The 23170-nt window shown below is 52.1% G+C and carries 22 protein-coding genes, 1 riboswitch and 1 other annotated feature; of the genes, 13 read left to right on the top strand and 9 right to left on the bottom strand.

Annotated elements, in window-relative coordinates; genetic code table 11:
* Positions 1-257: 257 nt before the first annotated feature.
* From AC13H5_RS01730 to AC13H5_RS01720, 3 genes are all read left to right on the top strand, one after another.
* Entirely contained in the window at positions 258-524 is a 267-nt protein-coding gene (locus AC13H5_RS01730; protein WP_138860044.1) for a metal-sensitive transcriptional regulator, read from the top strand.
* Between the two features lie 66 nt (positions 525-590).
* The gene (locus tag AC13H5_RS01725) at positions 591-1022 is read left to right on the top strand and encodes a type III secretion system chaperone family protein (RefSeq protein ID WP_016509669.1); all 432 of its coding nucleotides are present in this window, start codon (positions 591-593) and stop codon (positions 1020-1022) included.
* Between the two features lie 90 nt (positions 1023-1112).
* Positions 1113-2057, top strand: coding sequence for a DUF4003 family protein (locus AC13H5_RS01720; RefSeq protein ID WP_251131384.1), 945 nt, complete (start codon positions 1113-1115; stop codon positions 2055-2057).
* Between the two features lie 21 nt (positions 2058-2078).
* Here AC13H5_RS01720 and AC13H5_RS01715 read toward each other — a convergent pair whose 3' ends face one another.
* The 4 genes from AC13H5_RS01715 to AC13H5_RS01700 form a co-directional block, all read right to left on the bottom strand.
* Entirely contained in the window at positions 2079-2801 is a 723-nt protein-coding gene (locus tag AC13H5_RS01715; RefSeq protein ID WP_214797442.1) for a YwiC-like family protein, read from the bottom strand.
* An 80-nt stretch (positions 2802-2881) separates the two neighbouring features.
* Entirely contained in the window at positions 2882-3517 is a 636-nt protein-coding gene (locus AC13H5_RS01710; protein ID WP_034780845.1) for a YitT family protein, read from the bottom strand.
* Positions 3518-3770: 253 nt separating this feature from the next.
* Complete coding sequence (locus AC13H5_RS01705) at positions 3771-5894, bottom strand: MMPL family transporter (RefSeq protein ID WP_483546191.1); 2124 nt, start codon at positions 5892-5894, stop codon at positions 3771-3773.
* Between the two features lie 101 nt (positions 5895-5995).
* Positions 5996-6787, bottom strand: a complete 792-nt coding sequence (locus AC13H5_RS01700; RefSeq protein WP_214797440.1) for a hypothetical protein — start codon at positions 6785-6787, stop codon at positions 5996-5998.
* Positions 6788-6927: 140 nt separating this feature from the next.
* Between AC13H5_RS01700 and AC13H5_RS01695 the strand changes: the two genes are divergently transcribed.
* A complete protein-coding gene (locus tag AC13H5_RS01695) occupies positions 6928-7092 on the top strand; it encodes a YycC family protein (protein WP_021068148.1) in 165 nt (54 codons plus the stop codon).
* Between the two features lie 16 nt (positions 7093-7108).
* Here the strand turns inward: AC13H5_RS01695 and pulA are convergent, their stop codons facing one another.
* Positions 7109-9103: a type I pullulanase gene (gene pulA / locus AC13H5_RS01690; RefSeq protein ID WP_214788359.1), complete on the bottom strand. Its 1995-nt coding sequence runs from the start codon at positions 9101-9103 to the stop codon at positions 7109-7111.
* Between the two features lie 70 nt (positions 9104-9173).
* Here pulA and AC13H5_RS01685 point away from each other — a divergent pair, with 70 nt between their 5' ends.
* Together AC13H5_RS01685 and AC13H5_RS01680 are read left to right on the top strand one after the other, a co-directional pair.
* Positions 9174-9665, top strand: a complete 492-nt coding sequence (locus AC13H5_RS01685; protein ID WP_034780837.1) for a YajQ family cyclic di-GMP-binding protein — start codon at positions 9174-9176, stop codon at positions 9663-9665.
* Positions 9662-10240 (top strand): metallophosphoesterase family protein, encoded by a 579-nt coding sequence (locus AC13H5_RS01680; protein ID WP_034780835.1) that lies wholly within the window; start codon positions 9662-9664, stop codon positions 10238-10240. The genes AC13H5_RS01685 and AC13H5_RS01680 overlap by 4 nt, the downstream gene beginning before the upstream one ends.
* Before the next feature lie 37 nt (positions 10241-10277).
* Here the strand turns inward: AC13H5_RS01680 and argS are convergent, their stop codons facing one another.
* Positions 10278-11960, bottom strand: coding sequence for an arginine--tRNA ligase (gene argS, locus AC13H5_RS01675; protein ID WP_034780833.1), 1683 nt, complete (start codon positions 11958-11960; stop codon positions 10278-10280).
* A gap of 53 nt (positions 11961-12013) precedes the next feature.
* Positions 12014-12226, bottom strand: a binding site (T-box leader).
* 152 nt (positions 12227-12378) lie between these two features.
* Here argS and AC13H5_RS01670 point away from each other — a divergent pair.
* A complete protein-coding gene (locus AC13H5_RS01670) occupies positions 12379-14058 on the top strand; it encodes a GGDEF domain-containing protein (RefSeq protein WP_483546190.1) in 1680 nt (559 codons plus the stop codon).
* Between the two features lie 96 nt (positions 14059-14154).
* A riboswitch (SAM riboswitch) is annotated at positions 14155-14250 on the top strand.
* A gap of 52 nt (positions 14251-14302) precedes the next feature.
* Positions 14303-15604 (top strand): Na+/H+ antiporter NhaC family protein, encoded by a 1302-nt coding sequence (locus AC13H5_RS01665; RefSeq protein ID WP_214793010.1) that lies wholly within the window; start codon positions 14303-14305, stop codon positions 15602-15604.
* A 21-nt stretch (positions 15605-15625) separates the two neighbouring features.
* Here the strand turns inward: AC13H5_RS01665 and AC13H5_RS01660 are convergent, their stop codons facing one another.
* On the bottom strand, positions 15626-16276 hold the full coding sequence (locus tag AC13H5_RS01660) for a TVP38/TMEM64 family protein (protein ID WP_034780827.1): 651 nt from the start codon (positions 16274-16276) through the stop codon (positions 15626-15628).
* Positions 16277-16498: 222 nt separating this feature from the next.
* Here AC13H5_RS01660 and trhO point away from each other — a divergent pair, with 222 nt between their 5' ends.
* The 4 genes from trhO (at position 16499) to ald (ending at position 20571) form a co-directional block, all read left to right on the top strand.
* Positions 16499-17440 carry an oxygen-dependent tRNA uridine(34) hydroxylase TrhO gene (gene trhO, locus AC13H5_RS01655; protein ID WP_034780826.1) on the top strand — a complete coding sequence of 314 codons (942 nt, stop codon included), beginning with the start codon at positions 16499-16501 and terminating at the stop codon, positions 17438-17440.
* A 117-nt stretch (positions 17441-17557) separates the two neighbouring features.
* Positions 17558-17983 carry a divergent PAP2 family protein gene (locus AC13H5_RS01650; protein ID WP_131434844.1) on the top strand — a complete coding sequence of 142 codons (426 nt, stop codon included), beginning with the start codon at positions 17558-17560 and terminating at the stop codon, positions 17981-17983.
* A gap of 102 nt (positions 17984-18085) precedes the next feature.
* Positions 18086-19309, top strand: coding sequence for a PucR family transcriptional regulator (locus AC13H5_RS01645; RefSeq protein WP_483546189.1), 1224 nt, complete (start codon positions 18086-18088; stop codon positions 19307-19309).
* A 131-nt stretch (positions 19310-19440) separates the two neighbouring features.
* Positions 19441-20571 carry an alanine dehydrogenase gene (gene ald, locus AC13H5_RS01640; protein ID WP_483546188.1) on the top strand — a complete coding sequence of 377 codons (1131 nt, stop codon included), beginning with the start codon at positions 19441-19443 and terminating at the stop codon, positions 20569-20571.
* Between the two features lie 89 nt (positions 20572-20660).
* Here ald and murB read toward each other — a convergent pair whose 3' ends face one another.
* Together murB and AC13H5_RS01630 are read right to left on the bottom strand one after the other, a co-directional pair.
* Entirely contained in the window at positions 20661-21581 is a 921-nt protein-coding gene (murB, locus tag AC13H5_RS01635; protein ID WP_034780819.1) for a UDP-N-acetylmuramate dehydrogenase, read from the bottom strand.
* Positions 21582-21735: 154 nt separating this feature from the next.
* Positions 21736-22386, bottom strand: a complete 651-nt coding sequence (locus tag AC13H5_RS01630; protein WP_034780817.1) for a diacylglycerol/polyprenol kinase family protein — start codon at positions 22384-22386, stop codon at positions 21736-21738.
* A 149-nt stretch (positions 22387-22535) separates the two neighbouring features.
* Here AC13H5_RS01630 and AC13H5_RS01625 point away from each other — a divergent pair, with 149 nt between their 5' ends.
* On the top strand, positions 22536-23159 hold the full coding sequence (locus tag AC13H5_RS01625) for a DUF1836 domain-containing protein (RefSeq protein WP_034780815.1): 624 nt from the start codon (positions 22536-22538) through the stop codon (positions 23157-23159).
* Positions 23160-23170 lie beyond the last annotated feature (11 nt).

Below are 23170 nucleotides of genomic sequence, written 5' to 3'. Positions count from 1 at the left end.
TGTTTCACTTATTTATTCGTCATCTTGGTAGCGGGCGTCCGACGAAAGTTTGTGATTCGTTGAACATATCGCTTCCACGTCATTAATATACCCCCTATGGTATTCGATTGCAAGGGATTTGTTTGACGAAATGGTAAACTTTCAAAAAATCTTTATCTCAAACGTTGTGGCTCGACACATACTCCCCCACGTATTAAGATGAGACTACACAATAAATAGTTGGGTTACTGAACGATTTGAATATAGAGGTGAATCTAATGGAACAGTATCAATACGATGCGAAAGTATTGAACCGGATGAAACGAGTCGAAGGACAAATCCGGGCCATCATCCGTATGATGGAAGAAGGGAAAGAGTGCCGCGACGTCGTGACGCAGTTGAGCGCGGCTCGTTCGGCACTCGACCGTGCTTCGACCATCATCGTCGCGAAGAACTTGGAGCAGTGCATCATCACCGCCCAAGAAGATGGCGAAGATACGTCAGAAACCGTCGAAGAAGCCATCAAAATGTTGATGAAACGCTAGTTCCCCTTGCTTTCCCTCCGCAAATGGGAGAAAGTTAGAGTAACGACTTTTAAGGGGGACTTGTTTGTGAACTTCGAAGAAAAAGTAGAATCATTTAAAGCGCTCGTCGCTGAACGCAATATGACGTTCAAAGAGAGCGAGACTGAAACGCACGTCACATTCTTGACGCGTGAAACGACTAAATCCGGGGCTCAGCCCGTTATGATTATCGCCTTCAATAAAAAGACGACGGATGCGGAACTTTATGCCGCGACAGTCACACACGTGCCGGACTACGTGGAAGACCTACCGATTCTTAACGCCTTGAACGAGTTCAACCAAGAGTTCAAATACTTCCGTTGCGTACTCGATAGCGACCGTGATGTCACGCTCGCCTCGACGCTCGACCTCGACCTCGGCTTCTCGCCAGAGATCATCTTGCAACATTCATTCATGATGTTCCAAGCGGCCGATGAAGTGAACGAGTATATGCAGAAGTTGTATACGCAAGTCCAATAACAAACAGCCGCCCCGGACGAATCCAGGGCGGCTGTTTTTGAATCATTCTTTCGATTGTACTCGTATAAGGAGCAAAAGGAGGAATTGCTGATGATGACACGTTACACCCGTTACCTCGAAGCACTCGAAGGAATCAGGGGAGCGACAAAGTGGTTCACTGACGATTTCCGACGTTTGATGGCCATCAACTACGCCATGCACGATACCCCGTTCGATTCGGAACGGTTCGAACACGCTCAAGCGGTTCTGAAACAGAAGACCGGCATATTCTCGAAATTTCGAGGCAGCAATAACTTCGTCTGGCTGTCGTTCCTCGATGCCAAATACGAAGACATCGAATCTGCCATCGACGAGGCACTCCGGCTTGATACGCTACTCGACCGGAAGCACTTCCGTTTCAGTATGTTGCGGCCCTTTATCGCGAGCCAACTGATCAACGTCGATGAGCCCGAGCGCCGGCTTGACGAGGCGAGCGCACTCTATCAAACGTTCAAACGAAACCATCCTTGGCTGACGAGCGAAGAAGACCTTCTGTCTGCCCTCGTCCTCGTCCAAGCGTTCGATGACCATGTTGCGCTAAATGAACGAATCGAGACGTATTACGAAGCGTTGAAAGCCGAGTTGCCCCGCTCAAACGAGCTCCAACTCGTCTCCCATCTACTTGCTTTTAGCGACTTGCCTTCAGACGAGGTCATCAACCGCCTGCTCGAGTGGCGCACGCGGCTCCAAGGACAAACAATCGCTGTCAAAAACGAGCATCTGCCAGCGCTCGCCCTCTTGGCCATCGTCGCGGCTCCGAACGACAACGACGAGCGCGACCTGATTGACATCACGAACGCCGAGAAGGAACAGCATCGCTGGTTCCACACCCACGCGTTGACGGTCGCCCTGCAACTCGTCGCGGCAAACAACATCAAGGAAGACGCGAGCGATTTACTGTTACACGGGACGTTCGCCCACCTGCTCGCCATGCAACAGGCAGCAACGGCCGCGACGACTGTCGCCATCATCTCTAGCAGCGCTTCAAGCGATTAAAAAAAGAAGGGTCGCCCCTTCTTAAGAAAATAAATACCAGCTGAGACAACCGAGCACGAACACCGAGTTGGCGATTTCGACGATCCCGATCTTCATGATGGGGATCTTTTTGCCGTAGAACGCGACCGCCCGGACGAGACTTGGCGCGTAAGCGAGTGCCAAAACCGGATAGCCGAACGCGATGAAGGTGGCGACGAGCAAACCATGATACCCCCATGATACGTTTCGATAGAATAGACTTTTTTTCTCTCGAATCATCGTCTTGACGAAAAAGATACTTCCGAGGAAATATAAGTACGGCAAGACGAACATCCACATCATTGTCTCGTCCAAGACCCGTGCTCCGAGATAATAACTCGCCATCCCGCCGATACAAAATGAGGTGACGGCGCTGACGTCGTTCCAGACGTTGCGCTCGTCTTTGATTTTGGCGAAATAGGCGTTGACGAGTCCGAACGGAATCATAGCAAGGACAAACCAAATGAGACGCCACTCGGACAGAAACACCGGGACGGCGGCGACGGTGGCAATCGTCAAATACGTCACGACCGTACGCAACAGTTCCTTAGACTTCTTCCGTTGCTTAATGTATTGGAACAAGAAAAACGTGCCCATATAAACGAATAACCAAGCGATCGCGAACGGGATGTGCGCGAGCGTCCACCCTCCGACGATACCGCCGAGTAAGAACGGTAAGATCAGCATCGACCAAGCGCCGTGCTGTTTTGGAATCATCCATGTCATGTGACTCCCTCCTTCTATGTTTAGTGTAGAAGAAAGATGACTGTAAAACTGTGATAAATTTTACAAAACAAAAAACGATCTCACGCGAGATCGTTTTTTGTTTTTAGTTTGGTCACACTTGGTACGGTTACTTCGACCACATCGTCCGTCAACATCTTCGTGACGACACGACCTGCGATCGAGACCGCGAGAAGCGTGTAAAGCGCGTTCGACAGCGGCAAATAGATGAGCGAGATCGCCAAAACGATGACATCAAATATGATGAGAATCGTCCCGACCGATACGCCGGTCCATTTCGATAGGCCGAGGGCGAATAAATCGTCGCCTCCGGTCGCCCCGCCTGACTTCAAGACGAGACCGAGACCGTAACCGGTCACAATCCCGCTCGCGATGGCGGCAAACAACGTTGCCGGCCAGACTTGAATGTCGAATGTGAGTAAATCCAATCGGTCCCACATCGCATAACTGAGCGATAACGACGCGGCGGCAAGCACGGCTTGTCCGACGAAGCGCCAGCCCTTCCACCAAAGGGCAATTAAAAAGAAGGGGATATCGAGTACGATCATCGAGATCGCTGGATCGATATCAAATAAATAGCGGCCGAGCAATGCTAGCCCGACGAAGCCCCCTTCTGCCAAACCAAACTGTTCATTCAAATAATAATAACCGAACGCCATGATTAGCGTTCCGAGCACTATGGTAGCAACTCGTTTCATTCCGATTGTCCTCCCCGTTTTCAACGGAGAGGAGGATCCTCAGTCGTAGCCGCGGTTCCATCTGTTCCATCTCCGATCTTCCGTTTGTTGATTTTTACATTGATGTCGCTTGTAAAAACTCAACGCTAGAAGTCCGGCAATTGAAACAGAGGCCATGTCCTCTCGGTATCCATAAAGACCTTCCTTTCCCAAATTGCGCGTAATCATGAAACTATTTTAACACATTTTCAGGACTATTTCATTAAATGTATATTTAGTGTAGATTACGTTTCGGTAAATCTTTCTTCCCGAACCACCACCAGTTCCAGTCCCCGAACATTTTCATCAAAGATGGTACGAGCAAGATGCGAATGATTGTCGCGTCGATGAAGATGGCGAGCGCGATCCCGACCCCGAGCTGTTTAATCGGGCTGACGCCGGTGAAGGCGAACGCCCCCGTGACGACGATCATGATGACCGCGGCCGACGTGATGATTTTACTCGTCTTGGCGAGTCCCATCTCCGTCGCGTAATCGTTATCCCCGGTCTCCCGATAATATTCCTCAATCCGCGAGACGAGGAACACCTCGTAGTCCATCGATAGGCCGAACACAAGCGAGAAGATAAACACCGGGGTCAATATACTGATCGTCTCGGCGTCATACACGTAACCCGATTCGAAGATGATGACGAGCAGACCGAACGTCGCCCCGAGACCGAGCACGTTCATGATAATCGCCTTAATTGGAATCAAGACCGAGCGGAACGCCCACATGAGAATGACCATCGTCGCCAAGATCACGGTCACGACCGCATATGGGATGCTGTCATAAATCTCTTCATAGATTTCTTCGTTGAACGCGGCTGGTCCCCCGACGTCAAAACCGTTCTCGCGCCAATCTCGGACGAACGCCTGCGCGTCTTTATCACTTGGCGGGACGTTGAAACTGACGTTGACGAGGGCAAGGTCTGTATTTCCTTCAAGCGTGATGAGACGATCGAACGCCTCAAGTTGCTCTGGTGCCGCTTCAGCGAGTTGTTGGAACTCGGCTGGTTCGAGACCGGATGCCGTCAAGAACGTCGTGACGTTGTCGACAATCGGATCCTCGGATAGCTCATCAGTGAGTGCGGTCAATTCATCGAGAATCATCGAATCGGTCAAGTCATTCGTCTCAAACAAGAGCACCGCATCGATCGACGTCTCTCCGAACACGTCGTCCCACCGCTCAAGGGCGGCCCGTGACTCGTACGAGGTCGGGAGCGCATCGGCGTCCGGGATGTTCAGTTCGAGGTCACGAACGAACCAGAGGCTTGGCAGTAGCAGCAAGAGTGCGACGAGTGTCATGGTGACGGGACGTCTCATGACGAAGCGGGCCAACTTCTGCCACCGCACCTCGGAACGCGTCTCATTCGTCTTGACGAGACGCCCTTTATTGATCGCATCTCCGACGATGTATAGGGCAGACGGCAACAACGTGAGCGCGGACAAGACCGCACCGGCGACGGCAATCAACGCCCCGAGCGCGATGGCTTGGAACACGTCGACTTGGATGAATAGCAACCCGGCCAGTCCGACGAAGACGCAAAGTCCTGAGAATAGAATCGATCGTCCGGCCGTCGCGACCGTTCGGACGATGGCCGCCTCACGTGATTTCCCTTTCGCGAGCTCTTCCCGGTACCGGTTGACGAGCAATAAGGAGAAATCAATGCCGAGCGCGATGGCAATCATCGCGACCGCATTCAAGACGAAAATGGATAGTTCCATCGTTTGGGCAAAGAAGAACAACGAGCCGGCAGCCACGATGAACGTAATCAATCCAACGAATAATGGCATGACCGCGGCGAGCGGCGTCCCGAAGACGAGCAAGAGGACGAGCAACGCGACCGGAATCCCAATCAACTCGGCCCGAATCAAGTCATTCTTCGACGCTTCATTCAAGTCATCCGCGAACACCGGCTCTCCGGTCAATCGCACGTCTGTATCTGTATCTCGAATCAAGGCGTTGCGAACGTCATCGATTGACGCCTCGGCCGTATCGTAATCCTCGAACTCGAGCAATAAGTAAGCTGCGTCCCCTGAGCGGGCATCGGGATTCTCGGCTGGCGTGATCACGCCATCGATCCCATCGACTTCAGCGAGTCGATCCCGTTGCTGCTCGATGACCGTATCAAGGTCCCCACCTTCCAACAAGACGATCATCGAGGCACCGGCCCGGTCGAACCGGTCGTTCAACGTATCTTCCACTTGGGCGAAACGCCCGTCTTGGATTGCGAACCCGTTGCCGCGCAGTTCACTTGGCAACTGTAATCCGAAATATACCGATACCGCGAGCAATACCGTCCAAATCAACACGACAGCGTAGCGCCATCGGACTAACGCTTGTCCTAATCGTTCCATCCCTGTCCACTCCTCTCCATCTAAGAAGACTGTTCCCGTTTTTTTGGGGATTCACCAAGTCTTCGTAAAAAAATCCTGAACCATGGTCTGGTCCAGGAGCGTCAACGCTCGAACACTTGAAGCCAACTATGGCAAAAGCGGCGTGGCGTTGACAAGACGACAAGTCGGTCGCCCGGTTCGTCCAATAAGACGACTTTCAGTAATTCAGTTTCAGCACACACTTCAGACGAGAACACTTCGCGATCGCGTTCAAACAGTTGGAACGACGTCATCGATGTGATCGCGGTCGTCTCGCCGATTTGATCGACGATGGCCAGATCGCGGTCACCTCCGTATGGAATCATCCAAGACGCGCTCGACGCAACATTCTCGACTACGAACTGTTGATTCGGTTCGTCGTACAGCGTCACGAGGCCCGGTGCCGTGAATCGTTCGAAATCATAGGTCGGCTGATAGGCAAGTTCGATGATATTTCCGAACTCGGGGACCTCTTCGTAGCGGCTATACCGGAACGTGTGGTCGTTCAAGTTCAAAGCGACAATGTCTGATTCGGCCGAGTAAAGAAACAGGTCGTCTCCTGACCAGTGGTGCAGGTTACTGAACCAATCGTCATGAAACGTCCGTGGGATCGGATGACGTTCCATCGTCCCGTTTGTTAAATCCATGACTCCGTATGTCTGTAAATCCCGAAACAGCGCGACGGCTCGTCTGCCATGAGGCTCAATATATAGTGCGCACGGTGCCCATTTCCACTCGAGTTCCCATCGGATTTGGAACGTCTCGTCAAAAAACAGAAAACCGGTTTGCGCCAAATACAACATCCATCCTCCACCAACGCGCTCCAACCATTCAACCGTTTGATGAAATTGATAGTCTGCTACTTGTTTGTACATTTGATCACTTCCTAGTTTCAGCTTAGCAACGCCCCACGCATTTTTCGATTTTGAATGTGTTCACAGAACACATTCTCCATGCGCCTGATTTTCCTGTATACTGGCATTAGCATACCCTGAATGTGAAAGGAGGAACCTCAATGCGCCCACTTCAACTCTCTCCCGAGACGGCGGTCGAGCTTGCTAAAAAGCTGAACGTTCCGCTCGAGGAGCTCATGCATATGCCAAAACACATCATCGTGAAGAAGATGATGGAACTGGAGGCAGCCAAAACTGAAACGAACGAGGAAAAGGAGACGGAATGACGTCTCCTTTTTTTGGTTACTGCTGTTTGTTCTTGCGTTTTTTCGCGACGTACCAGAGACCAAGGATCGCAAGGGCAGCCCCGCCGGCGACCGCATATTTGCTGTAATCCGGGCGGCGTTCCGTCACGACGAGCGTCGAGAGCGGTGCGACCGTGACGTGTCGTTCTTCAAGGAGGCGCGGCGCTGTCAAATTGACGGTATGGTCTTCAACGTGGACCTCGAACTTACCGGCCGGCAGCTTCACCTCGACCGCTTCCTCGAGCCCGTTATGGTAGACGAGATGACGTTCGACATACCCTTCGACGTGGCGACTCAGTTCAAAGGCGATCACCCCTTCTTCTTCATCGAAGAAGCGCAAATGTTTGCGAATCTGCTCCGTGTTCTCGAGACGGAACAACGGATATTGTTTCCGCAGACTGATCAATCCTTTCACGTATTCGACGCTCGGTGTCTCCTGCTCGGCCCGTGTCCAGTCCAAACGGTTGACGACCTCACCCGAGTTGAAGCTGTTCTCGTCCCCATCTTTTGTTCGGAAGAACTCTTGACCGCTATGCAAGAATGGGATGCCTTGACCGAGCATGACGATCGTTGTCGCGAGGCGATGCCGGCGACGACGTGTCGTCTCGTCATCGTCCGGGTTCGTGACGGCGAGCTTGTCCCAAAGCGTCAAGTTGTCATGACACTCAACGTAGTTCACGACTTGGTTCGGTTCATCGGCAAAACTCTGACTTGTCACCGCGCCGGCAATGCCGCGCTTGACGTCCGCCGTCATATCCGCGTTGCCGCTGATCCAGCCTGGCAAGTCCTCGATGAACACGTCCCCACGGACGCCGTCGCGAATCGCGTCGTTGAACTGGGCGATACGTGGCATCTTATGGGCGTTATGCTGGTTCGCTTTCTTGCGGACCGAGAGCGGCGTGTCGAGATCCCATCCTTCTCCGGTGACGAGAATCGATGGGTCGATGCGATCGAGTGCTTTCCGGACTTGGTTCATCGTCTTGACGTCATGGAGCCCCATCAAATCGAAGCGGAAGCCATCGATCATGAACTCTTTCGCCCAGTATGAGACACATTCGACGATCAACTTCCGCATCATCGCGCGCTCTGAAGCCGTATCGTTCCCACACGCCGAGCCGTCGGCGAGCGTTCCATCCTCGTTCAAGCGGTAATAGTAATCGGGCACAAACTGACCGAGCGGTGTCGTCAATGCGTCATACGTATGGTTGAACACGACGTCCATGATGACACGGATCCCACGGTCGTGCAGTGCCTGGATCATCGCCTTCAACTCGATGATGCGAGCGGCCGGGTCATCGGCAGACGAGGCGTACGAACCTTCGACGGCGAAATAATGGACCGGGTCATAACCCCAGTTATAATTCGCCTCGCTCTCACGCGACTCGTTCACCGAACCGTAATCGAAGAACGGCATGAGTTGGAGGTGCGTGACGCCGAGCGCGGTGATATAGTCGAGCGCGGTCGGATAGCCGTTCGGCGTTTTCGTGCCGACCTCGGTCATCCCAAGGAATTTGCCACGATGCATGACGCCGCTGTCGGGATGGCTCGTCAAATCACGGACATGCGCTTCATAAATGACCGCCTCTTGTGAAGAGTGGAAGAGCGGACGTTCTTTGACCCAATGGTCCGGGTTGAGCGCTGACGGGTCGAGCAGACACCCGCGCTTCCCATTGACACCGACGACTTTCGCATACGGATCGAGCGACTCGACACGTTTGCCTTCGACGGTAGCTTCAAACACGTAAAAATATCCTTCGAATGAAGCGCGGTCGAGTTCAAGGACCCACGTCCCTTTCTCGGCCCGTTCGAGCTCAATCCGTTCGAACTTTCGTGCCCGCGGCGTCCGGTATAGTTTTACGGTCATCTCTTCAGCGACTGGCGACCAGACCCGCAACCGGATGATATCACCTTTAAACGTCACCCCGAGGTCTTTGCCGTGATACGCCATATGGTCTAAATCTACATTTGTCTGTTGATCGATAGTATGTTCCATCTCTTTCACTCCTTCACTACTTCAAATCTGCTATCATTATAACAAAACCCTTGTAAAGGATGGATGAAACATGGCAAAAGACAATTCTTTTGATATTGTGTCAGAAATGAACCTGGAAGAAGTGAAGAACGCGATCCAAATCGCCGAGAAAGAAATTTTAAACCGTTACGACTTTAAAGGATCGAAGAGTGAGATGTCACTCGACAACGGCGACCTCGTCCTCGTATCGGATGACGACTACAAGCTCGAGCAATTGAAGGACGTCATGATCTCGAAATTGATCAAGCGCGGCGTGCCGACGAAAAACCTCGACTACCAAAAAATCGAGCGCGCCCTCGGTGGCACCGTCCGTCAGCGCGTCAAGTTGAAGAGCGGCATCGATAAAGACGATGCGAAAAAAATCAACAACGCCATTAAAGAATCAAAATTGAAAGTGAAGTCGCAAATCCAAGACGATCAAATCCGTGTGACGGCCAAGTCACGCGATGACCTCCAAGCCGTCATGCAGCTCGTCCGTGAGCTCGAATTGTCTGTCGATGCCCAATTTACGAACTACCGATGAAGCTCGCCATCATCAGTGACCCGCACGGTTCGTTTGATGATTTGAAGGCCGTCCTCGAGTCGGTCCGGCGTGAGACGGAGCATATCCTCTGCCTCGGCGATTTATATGAATGCCACATTGGCAAAAAGCGACGGAACGAACGGTTCCACGAAGTGTCCGACGTCGTGACGTACGATCCGGATTACGAGGCGCTGCTCACGTTCCCGAGTCTGCGTGGCAATCAAGAAGAACGGATTGACGAGGTGCTCGTCGTGTCGCATCCAGTTAAGACGCGGATTTCATTATTACCGGAACAGACGACGCTCGATGAGGCGTTGTTCTTGCATGGCCATCAAGTGAACTGGAGTCCGGACTGGGAACCGATCGTCGAGAAAGGCAAGTATCCGCTCGTCTTTATCGGCCACAGCCATATCCCGGGGATTTACCGGAAAGGCCGTTCGATTCCCTGGGAAATCGGGAAACCGTTCACATTGAAGAAAAAACGGTACGTCATCAACGTCGGCGCCGTCATCTTCGACCGGGAATGGTGTTTGTACGATACAAAAACCCGGACAGTCACACGAATGAAGGCATAGGAAAAGGGACCCCCTCAAAAGGGTCCCTTATTTGTGCTTACATTTCTTCTGGAGCTTGAACACCGATCAGACGGAGTCCTTCTGTCAATACGATCGTCACCGCTTTGACGAGGGCGAGACGCGACTGTTTACCAGCATCTTCTTCGAGTACACGGACATGGCCGTAATACTTGTTGAACGATTGCGCCAAGTCGAGGACGTAACGGCTGATGATCGACGGTTCACGGCGCTCATGGGCACGTGTGATCACGTGTGGGAACGCGTTTAGCATCGTCACGACGCCCCACGTGTGGTCGTCATCCGCACCCGTGAATGTCGAGCCGTCGTAGTTGCCTTTACGGAGGAGCGAGTTCGCACGCGCGTTCGTGTACTGCACGTACGGGCCTGTCTCGCCTTCAAACTTGAGCATGCTGTCGAGGTCGAACTCGATGTTGTTGATGCGCTCGTTCTTCAAGTCGTGGAAGATGACCGCGCCGACACCGACCATACGTGCCACGTCGTCCGCGTTCGCAAGTTCTGGGTTCTTCTGGGCGATGTTGCCTTGAGCTTTCTCGATTGCTTCTTTCAGCACTTCCTCGAGCAAGACGATGCGACCTTTTCGTGTCGACATCTTTTTCCCTTCTTGCAAAATCAAACCGAACGGCACGTGATGCATGCCATCGACGAAGTCGTAGCCGAGTTTACGGAGGACCGAGAACAACTGCTTGAAGTGAAGCGCCTGTTCGCCGCCGACGACGTAGTTCGCTTGGACGAAGTTATACGTCTCATGACGATAAACGGCCGCTGCCAAGTCACGTGTTGCGTAAAGCGTCGCGCCATCTTTCTTTTTAATCAAGCATGGCGGCAAGTTCTCGTCTTCGAGTGAGACGACCATCGCCCCTTCACTTTCGACGAGAAGGTTCTTCTCTTCGAGCATGGCGACGATGCGGTCCATCTTGTCGTTGTAGAACGCCTCCCCGTGGAAGCTGTCGAACTCGACGCCGAGCAAGTCGTATACTTTTTGGAACTCTTTGAGCGACTCGTCACGGAACCATGTCCATAGCTCAGTCGCTTCTTCGTTGCCGTCTTCAAGTTTCTTGAACCAAGCACGGCCTTCGTCCTCAAGTTCCGGTTGCGTCTTCGCCTCTTCATGGAAGTGAACGTAAAGCTTCAACAATTCGGCAATCGGATGCTCACGTACCGCTTCCTCGTTGCCCCATTTTTTATAGGCGACCATCAGTTTTCCAAACTGTGTCCCCCAGTCCCCAAGGTGGTTGACCCCAACGACGTCGTAGCCGTTTTTACGGGCGATCTGGTTAATGGCGTTCCCGATTACAGTTGAACGGAGGTGTCCCATCGAGAACGGTTTGGCGATGTTCGGTGACGAGAAGTCGGTCACGATTGTCTCGTTGCGGGTCGCATGCGTCGCATAGTCCGCTTTTTCGTCGAGCACCATGTTGATGATTTCTTGTGACACGACGTCACGGCTCAAGAAGACGTTCACGTATGGTCCAGCCGCCTCGACTTTTGTGAACAATTCATCGTTCAAATCGTTCGCGATATCAGTCGCGATCATGACCGGCGCTTTCCGGTAGGCTTTCGCGAGTTGGAAACAAGGGAAAGCAAGGTCCCCGTGTGCCTCATGTTTTGGTTTTTCAATTAGAGCTTCAATTTGGTCGAGCGTCAACTCGTCCCCGATGACACGGGACAAGGCTTCCGCATATTTGCGTTCATAACTCATTACAATTCCTCCTTATAAAATTTTCATAAAAAAAAACGCCCTTTGCACAGATGCAAAGAGACGGGATGGCCCGCGGTACCACTCTTCTTGCCTGCTTGACGCAGACCGCTTTATCGGTGATAACGGGGGTCCCCCGGCTACGCCTACTAAGGTTCGGGCAGCATCTCAAAAGTGCGTTTCGCGATGTTTGTCAGCCTAGGCTCTCACCAATCCCTAGGTCGCTTTGTTGACGGAACGATCGTTACTCTCTTTTTCATCGACTTTCGTCTATGTGGTTGAAAAGCAATTTCATTATAGAGGATATTTCATATAGACTCAATGCTAGAATTCCGCCATTATGATGAATAGGCAGGACTCAGGCATGATTGTGCCGAATCTCCTACCATACATATCGAATTTTCCCACATAGGAGGGAACCATGAACCATTTTCGCAAGATGTCCGTCCTTGGTTGGAGCATATGGAGTGTTTTACTCATATCGACGATCACCTTGTTCGCCACAGGCGTATTGAACATACCCGCCATCGAGCCGTTGCCGTTCATCTTGATCGCGCTCCTTGTCATCATTTTTCAAATGGACTCCATCGAACGGAAAGGCGTCTACTTCACGTTTTCGGAAAGTATCGTCCTCATCATTTTCTTGTTTTTTGATTTCGAGACGGCGCTTTTCGTCAATCAGATTGGTCTCCTCGTCTTCCAGTTCGTAAACTTGAAACCGCGCGTCGCGCTTCGACGCTTCCGCTTCACGTATCCTTGGAACGCCATCACGTCTTTCTTGGAGATTGCCATCCCAGCCGGTGTTTACTTGGCACTTGGTGGTGTGACCGGTCTCGGCTTCTATTCTCAAGACTCGTTCCTGCCGCTCGCCGGTTTGATTCTGGCCATCATCTTGAACACGGTCGTGCAAAAGTATCAAGTCGGTTGGTGGTTCCGCGTCGACATCCCGGTCCGCGATTTTCTGAGCATCGCGTTTTATACGTATATCGTCAGTCTCGTCTTCATTTTGGCGGCCTCGTTGTTCCGGGAGACGAATTTACTCGTCGTCAGCAGCATCGCTGCCGCGTTGACGTTCTTCATCAAGCGGCTCATCATCCAAAAAGGCCGGCAAGACGCCTTTAAATCGTTGATTGAACAGTATGATGAGGCAAAAGAAGCCGTGTCGTTATCGCAGAGCGAGGCGCAAGCCATCGAAGTGTTTCTCAGTCAATGTGAGCGGCTCAATCACTATGACGAAGGGTTCGTCGAGTTTAAACTGTTCGACCGTACCCTGTACTTTGATTTGAAGACGCGTCAGCCGATTGACCGTCACATCGTGTTCGATTTGCTCGATCACGCTTATCCGAACGAAGCCTCGGTCGAATATGAGATGCGCTTCGAATGGGACGCACCACTGTCGAACGAATTTGACGACGACTATCATAGTTTCATCTCGGTTCGGTCCGAGGAGATCGAAGGGATTCGCACGTGGCTCGTCATGACGGGTGAACACGTCTATGGGTATCCCTCGACCATCCAACGTGAAATCGTCAAACTTCTCAAGTCGTTCAACCGGACGATCAGCCGTTGCCATGAGCGCGACCGTCTTTACACGGAAAGTCGGACCGACAGCTTGACGCTGCTCGCGAATGCACGCGCGTTTTACGAATACGGGATTCAACAAATCTCGGACGGTTCGATGTATCCGATTTCGGTCGCGATGCTCGACATCGACTTTTTCAAAAAAATCAACGATTTGCACGGACATCAAGTCGGGGACAGTGTGCTCCAAGAGTTTGGACGGCGGATTCGCCAGGCACTCCGCACCGAAGATTTTGCCGCCCGTTACGGCGGTGAAGAGTTCATCTTGCTCTTAAACCGTTGTGATGTTGAGGCCGCCGTCGAGATCGCCGAGCGCATCCGCCAACAAATCGAGAACAAACCGTTCCACGTCGACGGAATCGATATCCCCGTCACCGCTTCGATCGGTGTCGACACGATTCAGGCGTTCGGTGACAAACGCCTCGACGATACGATCCGTAACGCTGACCGGGCCCTCTACGTCGGCGGGAAGTACGCCGGACGCAACCGCGTCGCCCATTACAATTTCTTAACGACCTGACTCACCCCCACGTTCACCGCGTGGGGGTTTGCTATTGACAAGCGGATTTGAAACAGGTACGTTAGGGAACGTGTCTTATAATTAAATATCACAACTTTTTTATCAAGAGAGACTGAGGGACTGGCCCAGTGACGTCTCGGCAGCGGGTAACCTGTGCCAAATCCAGCGAGCAGTCTGCTCGAAAGATGAAAAAAGTGTTTTCTTGTAGAGAGAGCCTTTTTTCAGAAGGCTCTCTTTTTATTTTATGAATGAGGTGAATCGATTGGAACAACCGACAGCTAACAAATGGGCACTATTGCCTTTGCTCGTCTTCCTCGTCTTCTTTATCGGGGCAGGCATCTACTATAACGACTTTTATAAATTCCCGGTCCTGATCGCGGCGTTGATCGCGGTCATCGTCGCGGCGATGATGACGAAAGGCAGCGTCACTCAGACGGTCGAGCGTGTCGCCCAAGGTGCGGGGAACCCCGGCATTTTGATCATGGTCTTCATCTTCTTGCTCGCCGGAGCGTTCTCGAGTGTCGCCGAAGCAATCGGCGCAATCGACGCGACCGTCAATGCGGCGCTGACATTTTTACCGTCCTCGCTTCTACTGAGCGGTTTATTCGTCATCGCGGCTTTCATCTCGATGGCGATGGGAACGTCGACGGGCACGATTGCCGCCCTCGCCCCGATCGCGCTCGGTATCCACGAAGAAAGTGGCGTCAATATCGCCATCGCGGCGGCTGCCGTCGTCGGTGGTGCCATGTTCGGGGACAACTTGTCGTTCATCTCGGACACGACAATCGCTGCCGTCCGGACCCAGCGTACCAATATGCGTGACAAATTCCGAACCAACTTTTGGATTGTCCTCCCGGCCGCCCTTATCACAATCGTCCTCTTATCGGTGTTATCGAGTGGAGAATCGACTGTCGATGCAGCCGCGTTCGAATGGTATAAACTCATTCCATACCTCGCCGTCATCGCTCTCGCCTTGACCGGGTTGAACGTCATTCTCGTTTTGCTTGGCGGGATTGCCTTGACCGGCATCATCGGTTTGATCGATGGGAGTTTGGCTGTCACTTCATACGTCACGGCTATGGCAGACGGGATGATGGGTATGGCCGAGATTTCGCTCTTGACGCTCCTCATGGGCGGACTCGTCGGACTCATCTCGCATAACGGCGGGCTCACTTACTTGCGTGACGCGCTCACGTCGCGGATTCAAAAACGTGCCGGTGCCGAATGGAGCATCGCCGGGCTCGTCAGCGCGACGAACGTTGCGACGGCGAACAACACGATCTCGATTCTCGTGGCCGGTCCGCTCGCCGCCAATATCGCCGACACGTATGACATCGAGCGAAAGAAATCAGCGAGTGTGCTCGACATCTTCTCGTGTGGCGTCCAAGGCCTGTTGCCTTATGGGGCACAGCTGCTCATCGCCGCCGAATTGACGAATACGGCGTCACCAGCGCTCGTCCCGTATATGTTCTATCCATTCCTGCTCTTCATTTGCGGAGGGCTGGCCATCGTCTTTAACTTCCCGCGTTTCAAAAAGCGCGCCTGACCAAAACGACCCTTTGAAGCACTAGCTTCGAAGGGTCGTTTGACGTTTCGTTTCACGTTCACGTTGAAGTTGTTCGTTGCGTTTTTTGAAGGCGCGCCGCTTGAGCAATTCCTCGAGGCCACGGCTGATCGCCCAAAGAACAAACAGTAACAGTCCAAGCATCGATAAGCGGAACGGACTTTGAATAAACTCTTCCCACTGGTCACCAATGACCGAAAAAATCAAGACGACAAGCAGTTTCCCGAACCCCGCCGCCATGATGAATGTCCGAAGCGGCATTTGAATGAGGGCAAGTAAGTATGTGATCAAACTGACCGGGATGAACGGGAGCGAATATAAAAACCCAAGCGAGATCGGGCTCATATGGTTGATGCGTTCCAGCCAATATACCCCTTGTTTATGTTTTTCGAGCCACCGTGTCATCGGTTTACGGAATACGTAACGGACGGCTGTAAAGACAAGAATCGTCCCTAGTAAACTACCGACCCAAGACAATAACGTCCCGAGCAAGAACCCATACGTGGCCGCGTTCGCCGAAATGATGAGGACGAGCGGAAGAAATGGAAAGATCGCCTCAAGGAACGGCGCCCCTAGTCCTGCCCATGGGCCTCCCGGAAGCTCTTGCAGCCATTCAATCAGTTGGATAATCCATTGTTGGAGTGATGTGAGCATATCAGTTTCCACCTTCGACTTTCATTAATACCTTTTACCCGATTTCGCTCAGGAAGACGCATCCCCCTGCACGCCAGTAAAAAAAATAAAAAGTATTTGCGAAATTTCGCTGTGATATCTATCATATAATATGGACTTGTGGTTGCAGGCAAGTCCGCTCGTCGAACGACACAACCCAACGTTCGTTTTCCTGCAAAAAACTGAACACAGGGGAGTAATAACATGGAAACAAAACCAATGCGGGTCTTGCTGTACTATAAGTACGTCAACATCGAAGACCCAGAAACGCTCACACAAGAGCACCTCAAGTATTGTAAGGACCTTGGCATCAAAGGACGGATCTTGATTTCTTCCGAAGGAATCAACGGAACGTGCTCTGGGACTTGGGAACAGACCGAGCAATACATGAACGACTTGAAAGCGAACCCGCTTTTCAGCGATATCGAGTTCAAAATCGATGAAGTCGAAGAGCATGCGTTCAAAAAAATCTTTGTCCGTCATAAGAAAGAGCTTGTGACGTGGCGCTTTGATGGTGAGTTCGACGTTCCTAAACAGCACGGTGCGTACCTCGAACCGGCAGAATGGAAAGAGATGATGAATCGCGACGATGTCGTCATCCTCGATGTTCGTAACAACTACGAGTACGATCTTGGTCACTTTAAAAATGCGATCAAAATCGACGTAGAGGCTTCTCGTTACATGCCAGATTGGCTCGAAGAGAACAAGGACCTCTACGAAGGGAAAACCTTACTCACGTACTGTACCGGAGGCGTCCGTTGCGAGAAATTTACCGCATATATGCGTGACCAAGGTCACGACAACATTTTCCACCTAAAAGGCGGCGTCGCCATGTACGGCAAAGACGACGCCACGAAAGGCGAAAATTGGGAAGGCGAGCTCTACGTCTTTGACGAGCGCATCAACGTCCCAGTCAACACGGTCAATCCGTCGGTTGTTTCCGAGTGCATGCACTGTGGGACGAAGACGGTCCGTTACGTTAATTGTGCCAACCCGGTGTGTAATGCTCAACACTTCTGTTGTGAAGAGTGTGAACCGAAACAAATGCGTTCATGCTCGAAAGAGTGCCAGGAGCATCCACGTAACCGCTATATCATCGAGAATATCGCGGACAAACTTCAGGAGACTGAAGGCGTCGTCGGGTAACAAAAATCGACCGAGAAGCACTTCGAGCCTATGCTCGAGGTGCTTTTTTTGACAAAAACTTTACGTCTAGTGCCTGAAAGAATCGGGTATAGTGTAGATACCATTGTCAGACAGGAAGTGAATCGATTGCTCTTTAACGAACCTTTACTCGCCGCCTTGCTCGCGTGGTTCATCGCCCAAGCGGCCAAGCTCGTAACCGAACTCATTAAAACACGAGATTTTGAACTTGAAATCATGTTTGCCTCAGGTGGGATGCCAAGTTCCCACTCCTCGACCGTCGTCGCATTGACGACCGTGATCGGGCGTATCGAAGGGCTCGACTCCAGCATGTTCGCGCTCGCCCTGATTTTCGCGACGATCGTCATGTACGACGCGACCGGTGTCCGGCAAGCGGTCGGGTTCCAAGCCCGTTTGTTGAACGACTATTTCAAAGGCATCAAACATGAGACACCGATTTTAAATGAGTTGGTCGGTCACACCCCGTTCCAAGTCATCGTCGGTGCCCTGCTCGGTCTCGTCATCGGATTGTTTTTCCCGATTTAAGCTGAATTTTAGAGGCATGTCGCCCCTTCTTCTCAAAACACTTCCATCTTTTTGTGAACTTTCACAACAGAGACGGTATAGTGAGAGAGAGGAGGAATCGACATGCCTTTTTTGCAGAAATCTTATGAATCGCTCGATACACTCGCCGAAGCAATCGGACAAGCGATTCGGGCCCCAATCACGATTGAAAATCGCCACCACCAGTTGCTCGCCTACAGCACCCACCCCGACTCGACCGACCCGGCCCGCATCGCGACCATCATCGGCCGTCGTGTGCCGGAAGCGGTCATCGAGGACTTATGGGAAAGTGGAATCCTGCAAGAAGTGATCGACCGAGACGAACCGGTCGTCATCCCAGCCCGGGTGGCTGTCGGTTTAGGCGAACGTGCCGCTGTCGTTATCAAACAACAGGACGATGTGCTCGGTTATATTTGGAGCCTGGCCCGAACGACCCCGTTCTCGGAACAAGAGCTCACTGTGTTAAAAGAAGGCGCGAGCATCGCTAAAAAATTGCTCATGACCATCGCCATGCATGAGCGGCGCATCGATGCCGAGCTCGAGCGTTTCTTTTTAGAGGTGTTGGCCAGCCCCAATTTGTCGCCCGCTCATCGCGATCGTTTGAACGAACTCGCCCCGATTGCTGTCGCCAGCCGACTCACCATCATCGAGTGCGGCCAACCGATCACCCCACAGCTGGCGGAGCGATTGTTTTATGTTCTCGCGACCCAACAAGCGATCGAGGTCGTGTTGCACGCCATCGATGGTCAACAGCTACTCGTCTGGCATTATATGAAATCGGAGTTAGCCGAGGAAGAGACGGCACTTTTGCAGTGGGCCAATCGCTTCGAGACACAGCTCCGAGAGAAATTCACGGAAGTCGATCCACGTTTAGGCGTCAGCCGTCGTTTCTTTGAGAGCGACATGCTGTATGCCGCGATGGAAGAAGCACGACAGGTCACCTCGCTTCGTCGGAAGTTCCCCTATGAGCTTGCCGCGACGCACACGTTCGAACAAATCGGGATTTATCAGCTCGTCCCAGATCTCGCTCGCCGAATCGGGCTTCGGCTCGAAACGCATCCGACCATCGAGCGTTTGCAGGCATATGATGTCGCCCATCATACCGAGCTCGTCACGACGCTCGAGTGGTATTTCTATTTTGATGGGAACGTCAAACGCGTCGCCGCCCATCTTCACATCCATCCGAACACCGTGCTCTATCGGATTCGCCGCATCGAGGACCTGACGAATATTACGCAAGTCTCATTGCCCGAACGAGCCGCTGTTTACCTCGCCATCAAGGCAGGCCAATACCGACAAGATGATTGATGCCCGCTTTGTGATTTTTCACAAAGTGGGCATTGTCATTTTTAGAATCCATGCTAAAGACAGCGTTTTCGGATGGGTCTATACTAGAGGTGTGAACAAATTGTGTCAGTAGAGAGAAAGGGGAACTTTACATGAAAATCGGGGTATTGAAAGAAATCAAAAACAATGAAAACCGCGTCGCCTTGACGCCGATGGGTGCAGCCGTATTAACTGAGCTTGGACACGAGGTTCTCGTCGAGACGGAAGCCGGTGTCGGGAGCGGCTTCACGAACATGGAGTATGTCGATGCAGGGGCGACAATCGTCGACACAGCCGCAGACGTTTGGGGAAACGTCGAATTAGCGTTGAAAGTAAAAGAACCGCAACCGTCTGAATATCGTTATTTCCGTCCGGACTTGACGCTCTTCACCTACTTGCACTTGGCAGCCGAACCAGATCTCACGAAAGCACTCGTCGATTCAGGCGTGACGGCGATCGCTTACGAGACGGTTGAAATCGACCGCACGTTGCCGCTCCTCACACCGATGAGCGAAGTGGCTGGACGGATGGCCGCTCAAATCGGGGCCCAAATCCTTGAAAAACCGCACGGTGGAAAAGGGATTCTCTTGTCAGGCTTGCCTGGCGTACCACGTGCGAACGTCACCGTCATCGGGGGAGGTGTCGTCGGGATGAACGCAGCCCGCATCGCCATCGGCCTCGGTGCCAACGTCACAATCATGGACATCAGTCCAGCCCGTCTTCGCCAAATCGACGACCAATTCGGCAACACGATCAATACGCTCATCTCAAACAGCTACAATATCGCCAAACAAGTGGCTGACAGTGACCTCGTCATCGGTGCCGTCCTCATCCCAGGCGCGAAAGCACCGAAACTCGTCACAAAAGAAATGGTGCAACAGATGTCACCGGGGTCGGTCATCGTCGACGTCGCCATCGACCAAGGCGGGATTTGCGAGACGATCGACCATATTACGACGCATGACGCACCGACGTATGAGCGCTACGGCGTCCAACACTATGCCGTCGCCAACATGCCAGGTGCTGTCCCACGGACGTCGACGCTCGGTTTGACGAACGCGACGATGCCGTATATCGTCGAGTGCGCTCAAAAAGGGATTTTCCCGGCGCTTCGTGAAAACGCGGCGTTACTCAAAGGCTTGAACGTCATCGACGGGACAGTCACGTATGAGGCTGTCGCGCGTGACCTCGGCTACACGTTCGTGGCGCCTGCTGAAGCGGTCACAAAACAATTACAAGCGTAAGGACCAAACCGACAGAACTATTCTGTCGGTTTTTATGTCGTCACATCATCAAAAAACGCTCGAACCGGTTGGTTCGAGCGTTTTCGTGCTTATGCGTTTTCGACGGCGATATCCTCACCAATGATTTTGACTTCTGGTTCAAGCTCAATCTCGAACTTCGCCTTCACCGTCGCTTGGACGTGACGGATGAGCGAGATATATTCAGTCGCCGTCGCTTCATCGATATTGACGATGAATCCGGCGTGCTTGAGCGAGACCTCCGCCCCGCCAATCCGCTTCCCTTGCAGGCCGCAGTCTTGAATCAATTTACCGGCAAAGTAACCAGGCGGTCGTTTAAAGACGCTACCACACGATGGGTATTCAAGCGGTTGTTTCGACTCGCGCTTGTGCGTCAAGTCATCCATCACTTCTTTGATTGCCTCATAGCCGAGCGGCTCGAGTTCGAACGTCGCTTCGAGGACAATCAGCCCGTCTTTAGAAACTCGGCTCGTCCGATAATCGAGGTCGAGCTCTTCTTTCGTGAGCGTCATGAGTTCGCCTTCTGGTGACAAGACGACCGCGCTCGCGATGACGTCTTTCGTCTCTCCACCGTAGGCGCCTGCGTTCATGTAGACCGCGCCACCGACCGTCCCCGGGATGCCACAGGCGAATTCTAAGCCTGATAGTTCCTCGGTGAGCGCTTGGCGTGACACATCGATGATGGCCGCGCCGGCTTGGGCGATCAATTGATTCCCATCGCGACGAATCGTTTTCAACTCGTTCAAGTTCAAGACGATTCCGCGAAGGCCGCCGTCACGGACAATCAAGTTTGATCCAAACCCGAGAATCATGAACGGGACGCTCTCGCGATGAGCAAGTTCAAGCACGGCTTGTACTTCCTCGTACGTGTGCGGGGCCACGAAATAATCGGCCTTCCCGCCTAATTTTGTATACGTGTGTGCCGACAGTGGTTCGTCTTGGTTGACGCGATCGGCCGGAATGATAGTAAGTAGTTGGTCTAAAAAGCTCATGCGTTGCCTCAATCCTTTACGTTCTATTTTAAGCATGCCTCGGTTTGTCAAGAGAGAGGCAAACACGTCACTGAATGATTTCAGTACGAAACACAGTATACAAATCTTTGACAGGGGTGACAAGCAACGTTTTCTTTACAATGAAGCAATTAGTTTATAGCAATAATGATGTAGCTACTGCCACCACGATAGGAATTGTGAAATTATCCCAGTCCCGATACGAAATCGCTTCTGTCAACGTAGCGATAATGGAAATGATGAATCCATATGTTACCACTTGCCAAAGTGGAACATCATCCCACAAAAACAATAAAAAGAGGACAGCGTACGAACTGAGGAACATGGCCATGCTCCCTTGAAACGAGCGTTTCTGTCCGTATAAGTCGTACGTCACTGTACCATATTTACGTCCAATCAGAGCGGCCAACCCATCTCCCCACGCCAAAACGAGCGATCCGGCCAAAAAAGCGAGCGGCTCCGATTCGAAGAAAAAGTACAGGATGACGAGCAAGGCGATCGGATAATAGACGGTACCGAGTGATTTGCGCTCCGTCTGGTGGACCGGTGACGGACTCTTATAAAGAAGCAATGCGTTCGCAAACGTGAAGAAGACGAGCGGGACGGCTGCGACGTACCAAGTCTCCATTAACCAGACTGCAAGCAGCGACCAATGGCCGACCGCGATATGTACACTCTTTCGAATTGTCTCATCCGTCCAGCCGAGGCGTTTGCCAATCTGTTCAAGACCGACGAGAAACACCAGGACAATGACGATGGACAGGATGGAACTGACCCATTCATTCATCGTTGGACCACCTTTATCTACATTTTTTTATACGTTTCCATTATACCTTAATCAGGCGATAGCCTAGCTTCCTTTTCAAACATTTGGTAGAATGAGGTCAAATGACTGTATAGCCAACGGACGTAGGTGGCTATAGAAAGGATGCCTGTATGCGCGACGCAATTTCGATTCAAACTTTGGCTGATTGCCTTCATTATATGCGGGTTGGCGACGTAGACCGGGCCATCTCTCTCTTCCCAGAGGACGTGCGTGAGCATTTCCCGAAAGAACTTCGCAAAATTCATTTGTTTCATATTGAAAAGAACGGATTGTCGATCAATCAAATCGTTGCTTTGGCGAACACGTTGACGGGGGAACACTTATCCGCCACCACGATCCAAAACTGGACGAAACGAGAGGTCCGGAAAATCATCGGAGTGCCCCGGGTCGGTAAAAAGTACTCGCTCCAACAAGCGGCCATCATTTATTTACTCGATGATTTGAAGCACTTGTTCTCGCTAGAAGAGACGAGTTCGCTCCTGGCGCTCATCTTCAACAACCCTGACCGTGATGAAGACGACCTCATCTCACCGATCGACTTTTATCGTCTCTACGCCGAGTACGCCAAGTCGACGAGCCCGATCGAGCTCCTCGACACCCGTGCGAAGCGTTCAATCGAGAAGATGGGCTATACTCACCCGAACATCTTGCACGTCCTTAAACTCTGTTTATACGCGCACCGCGTGACGACCCTCGAGATCGAGGCCAAACATTATTTGAACCGCTTCATTTGACCACGTCGAAT

This window comes from Exiguobacterium sp. FD-YE-25-4, assembly GCF_057004685.1.
This window is presented reverse-complemented; position numbering and strand designations above follow the sequence as displayed.

Bases quoted from the DNA above. Each gene is read 5' to 3' on its own strand.
- AC13H5_RS01700 (WP_214797440.1), bottom strand. From the start codon at position 6,787: ATGTACAAACAAGTAGCAGACTATCAATTTCATCAAACGGTTGAATGG.
- pulA (WP_214788359.1), bottom strand. From the start codon at position 9,103: ATGGAACATACTATCGATCAACAGACAAATGTAGATTTAGACCATATG.
- trhO (WP_034780826.1), top strand. From the start codon at position 16,499: ATGGAAACAAAACCAATGCGGGTCTTGCTGTACTATAAGTACGTCAAC.
- AC13H5_RS01705 (WP_483546191.1), bottom strand. From the start codon at position 5,894: ATGGAACGATTAGGACAAGCGTTAGTCCGATGGCGCTACGCTGTCGTG.
- murB (WP_034780819.1), bottom strand. From the start codon at position 21,581: ATGAGCTTTTTAGACCAACTACTTACTATCATTCCGGCCGATCGCGTC.
- AC13H5_RS01685 (WP_034780837.1), top strand. From the start codon at position 9,174: ATGGCAAAAGACAATTCTTTTGATATTGTGTCAGAAATGAACCTGGAA.
- AC13H5_RS01710 (WP_034780845.1), bottom strand. From the start codon at position 3,517: ATGAAACGAGTTGCTACCATAGTGCTCGGAACGCTAATCATGGCGTTC.
- AC13H5_RS01680 (WP_034780835.1), top strand. From the start codon at position 9,662: ATGAAGCTCGCCATCATCAGTGACCCGCACGGTTCGTTTGATGATTTG.
- AC13H5_RS01715 (WP_214797442.1), bottom strand. From the start codon at position 2,801: ATGACATGGATGATTCCAAAACAGCACGGCGCTTGGTCGATGCTGATC.
- AC13H5_RS01665 (WP_214793010.1), top strand. From the start codon at position 14,303: ATGAATGAGGTGAATCGATTGGAACAACCGACAGCTAACAAATGGGCA.
- AC13H5_RS01730 (WP_138860044.1), top strand. From the start codon at position 258: ATGGAACAGTATCAATACGATGCGAAAGTATTGAACCGGATGAAACGA.
- AC13H5_RS01645 (WP_483546189.1), top strand. From the start codon at position 18,086: ATGCCTTTTTTGCAGAAATCTTATGAATCGCTCGATACACTCGCCGAA.
- AC13H5_RS01625 (WP_034780815.1), top strand. From the start codon at position 22,536: ATGCGCGACGCAATTTCGATTCAAACTTTGGCTGATTGCCTTCATTAT.
- AC13H5_RS01660 (WP_034780827.1), bottom strand. From the start codon at position 16,276: ATGCTCACATCACTCCAACAATGGATTATCCAACTGATTGAATGGCTG.
- AC13H5_RS01630 (WP_034780817.1), bottom strand. From the start codon at position 22,386: ATGAATGAATGGGTCAGTTCCATCCTGTCCATCGTCATTGTCCTGGTG.
- AC13H5_RS01670 (WP_483546190.1), top strand. From the start codon at position 12,379: ATGAACCATTTTCGCAAGATGTCCGTCCTTGGTTGGAGCATATGGAGT.
- AC13H5_RS01695 (WP_021068148.1), top strand. From the start codon at position 6,928: ATGCGCCCACTTCAACTCTCTCCCGAGACGGCGGTCGAGCTTGCTAAA.
- ald (WP_483546188.1), top strand. From the start codon at position 19,441: ATGAAAATCGGGGTATTGAAAGAAATCAAAAACAATGAAAACCGCGTC.
- argS (WP_034780833.1), bottom strand. From the start codon at position 11,960: ATGAGTTATGAACGCAAATATGCGGAAGCCTTGTCCCGTGTCATCGGG.
- AC13H5_RS01720 (WP_251131384.1), top strand. From the start codon at position 1,113: ATGATGACACGTTACACCCGTTACCTCGAAGCACTCGAAGGAATCAGG.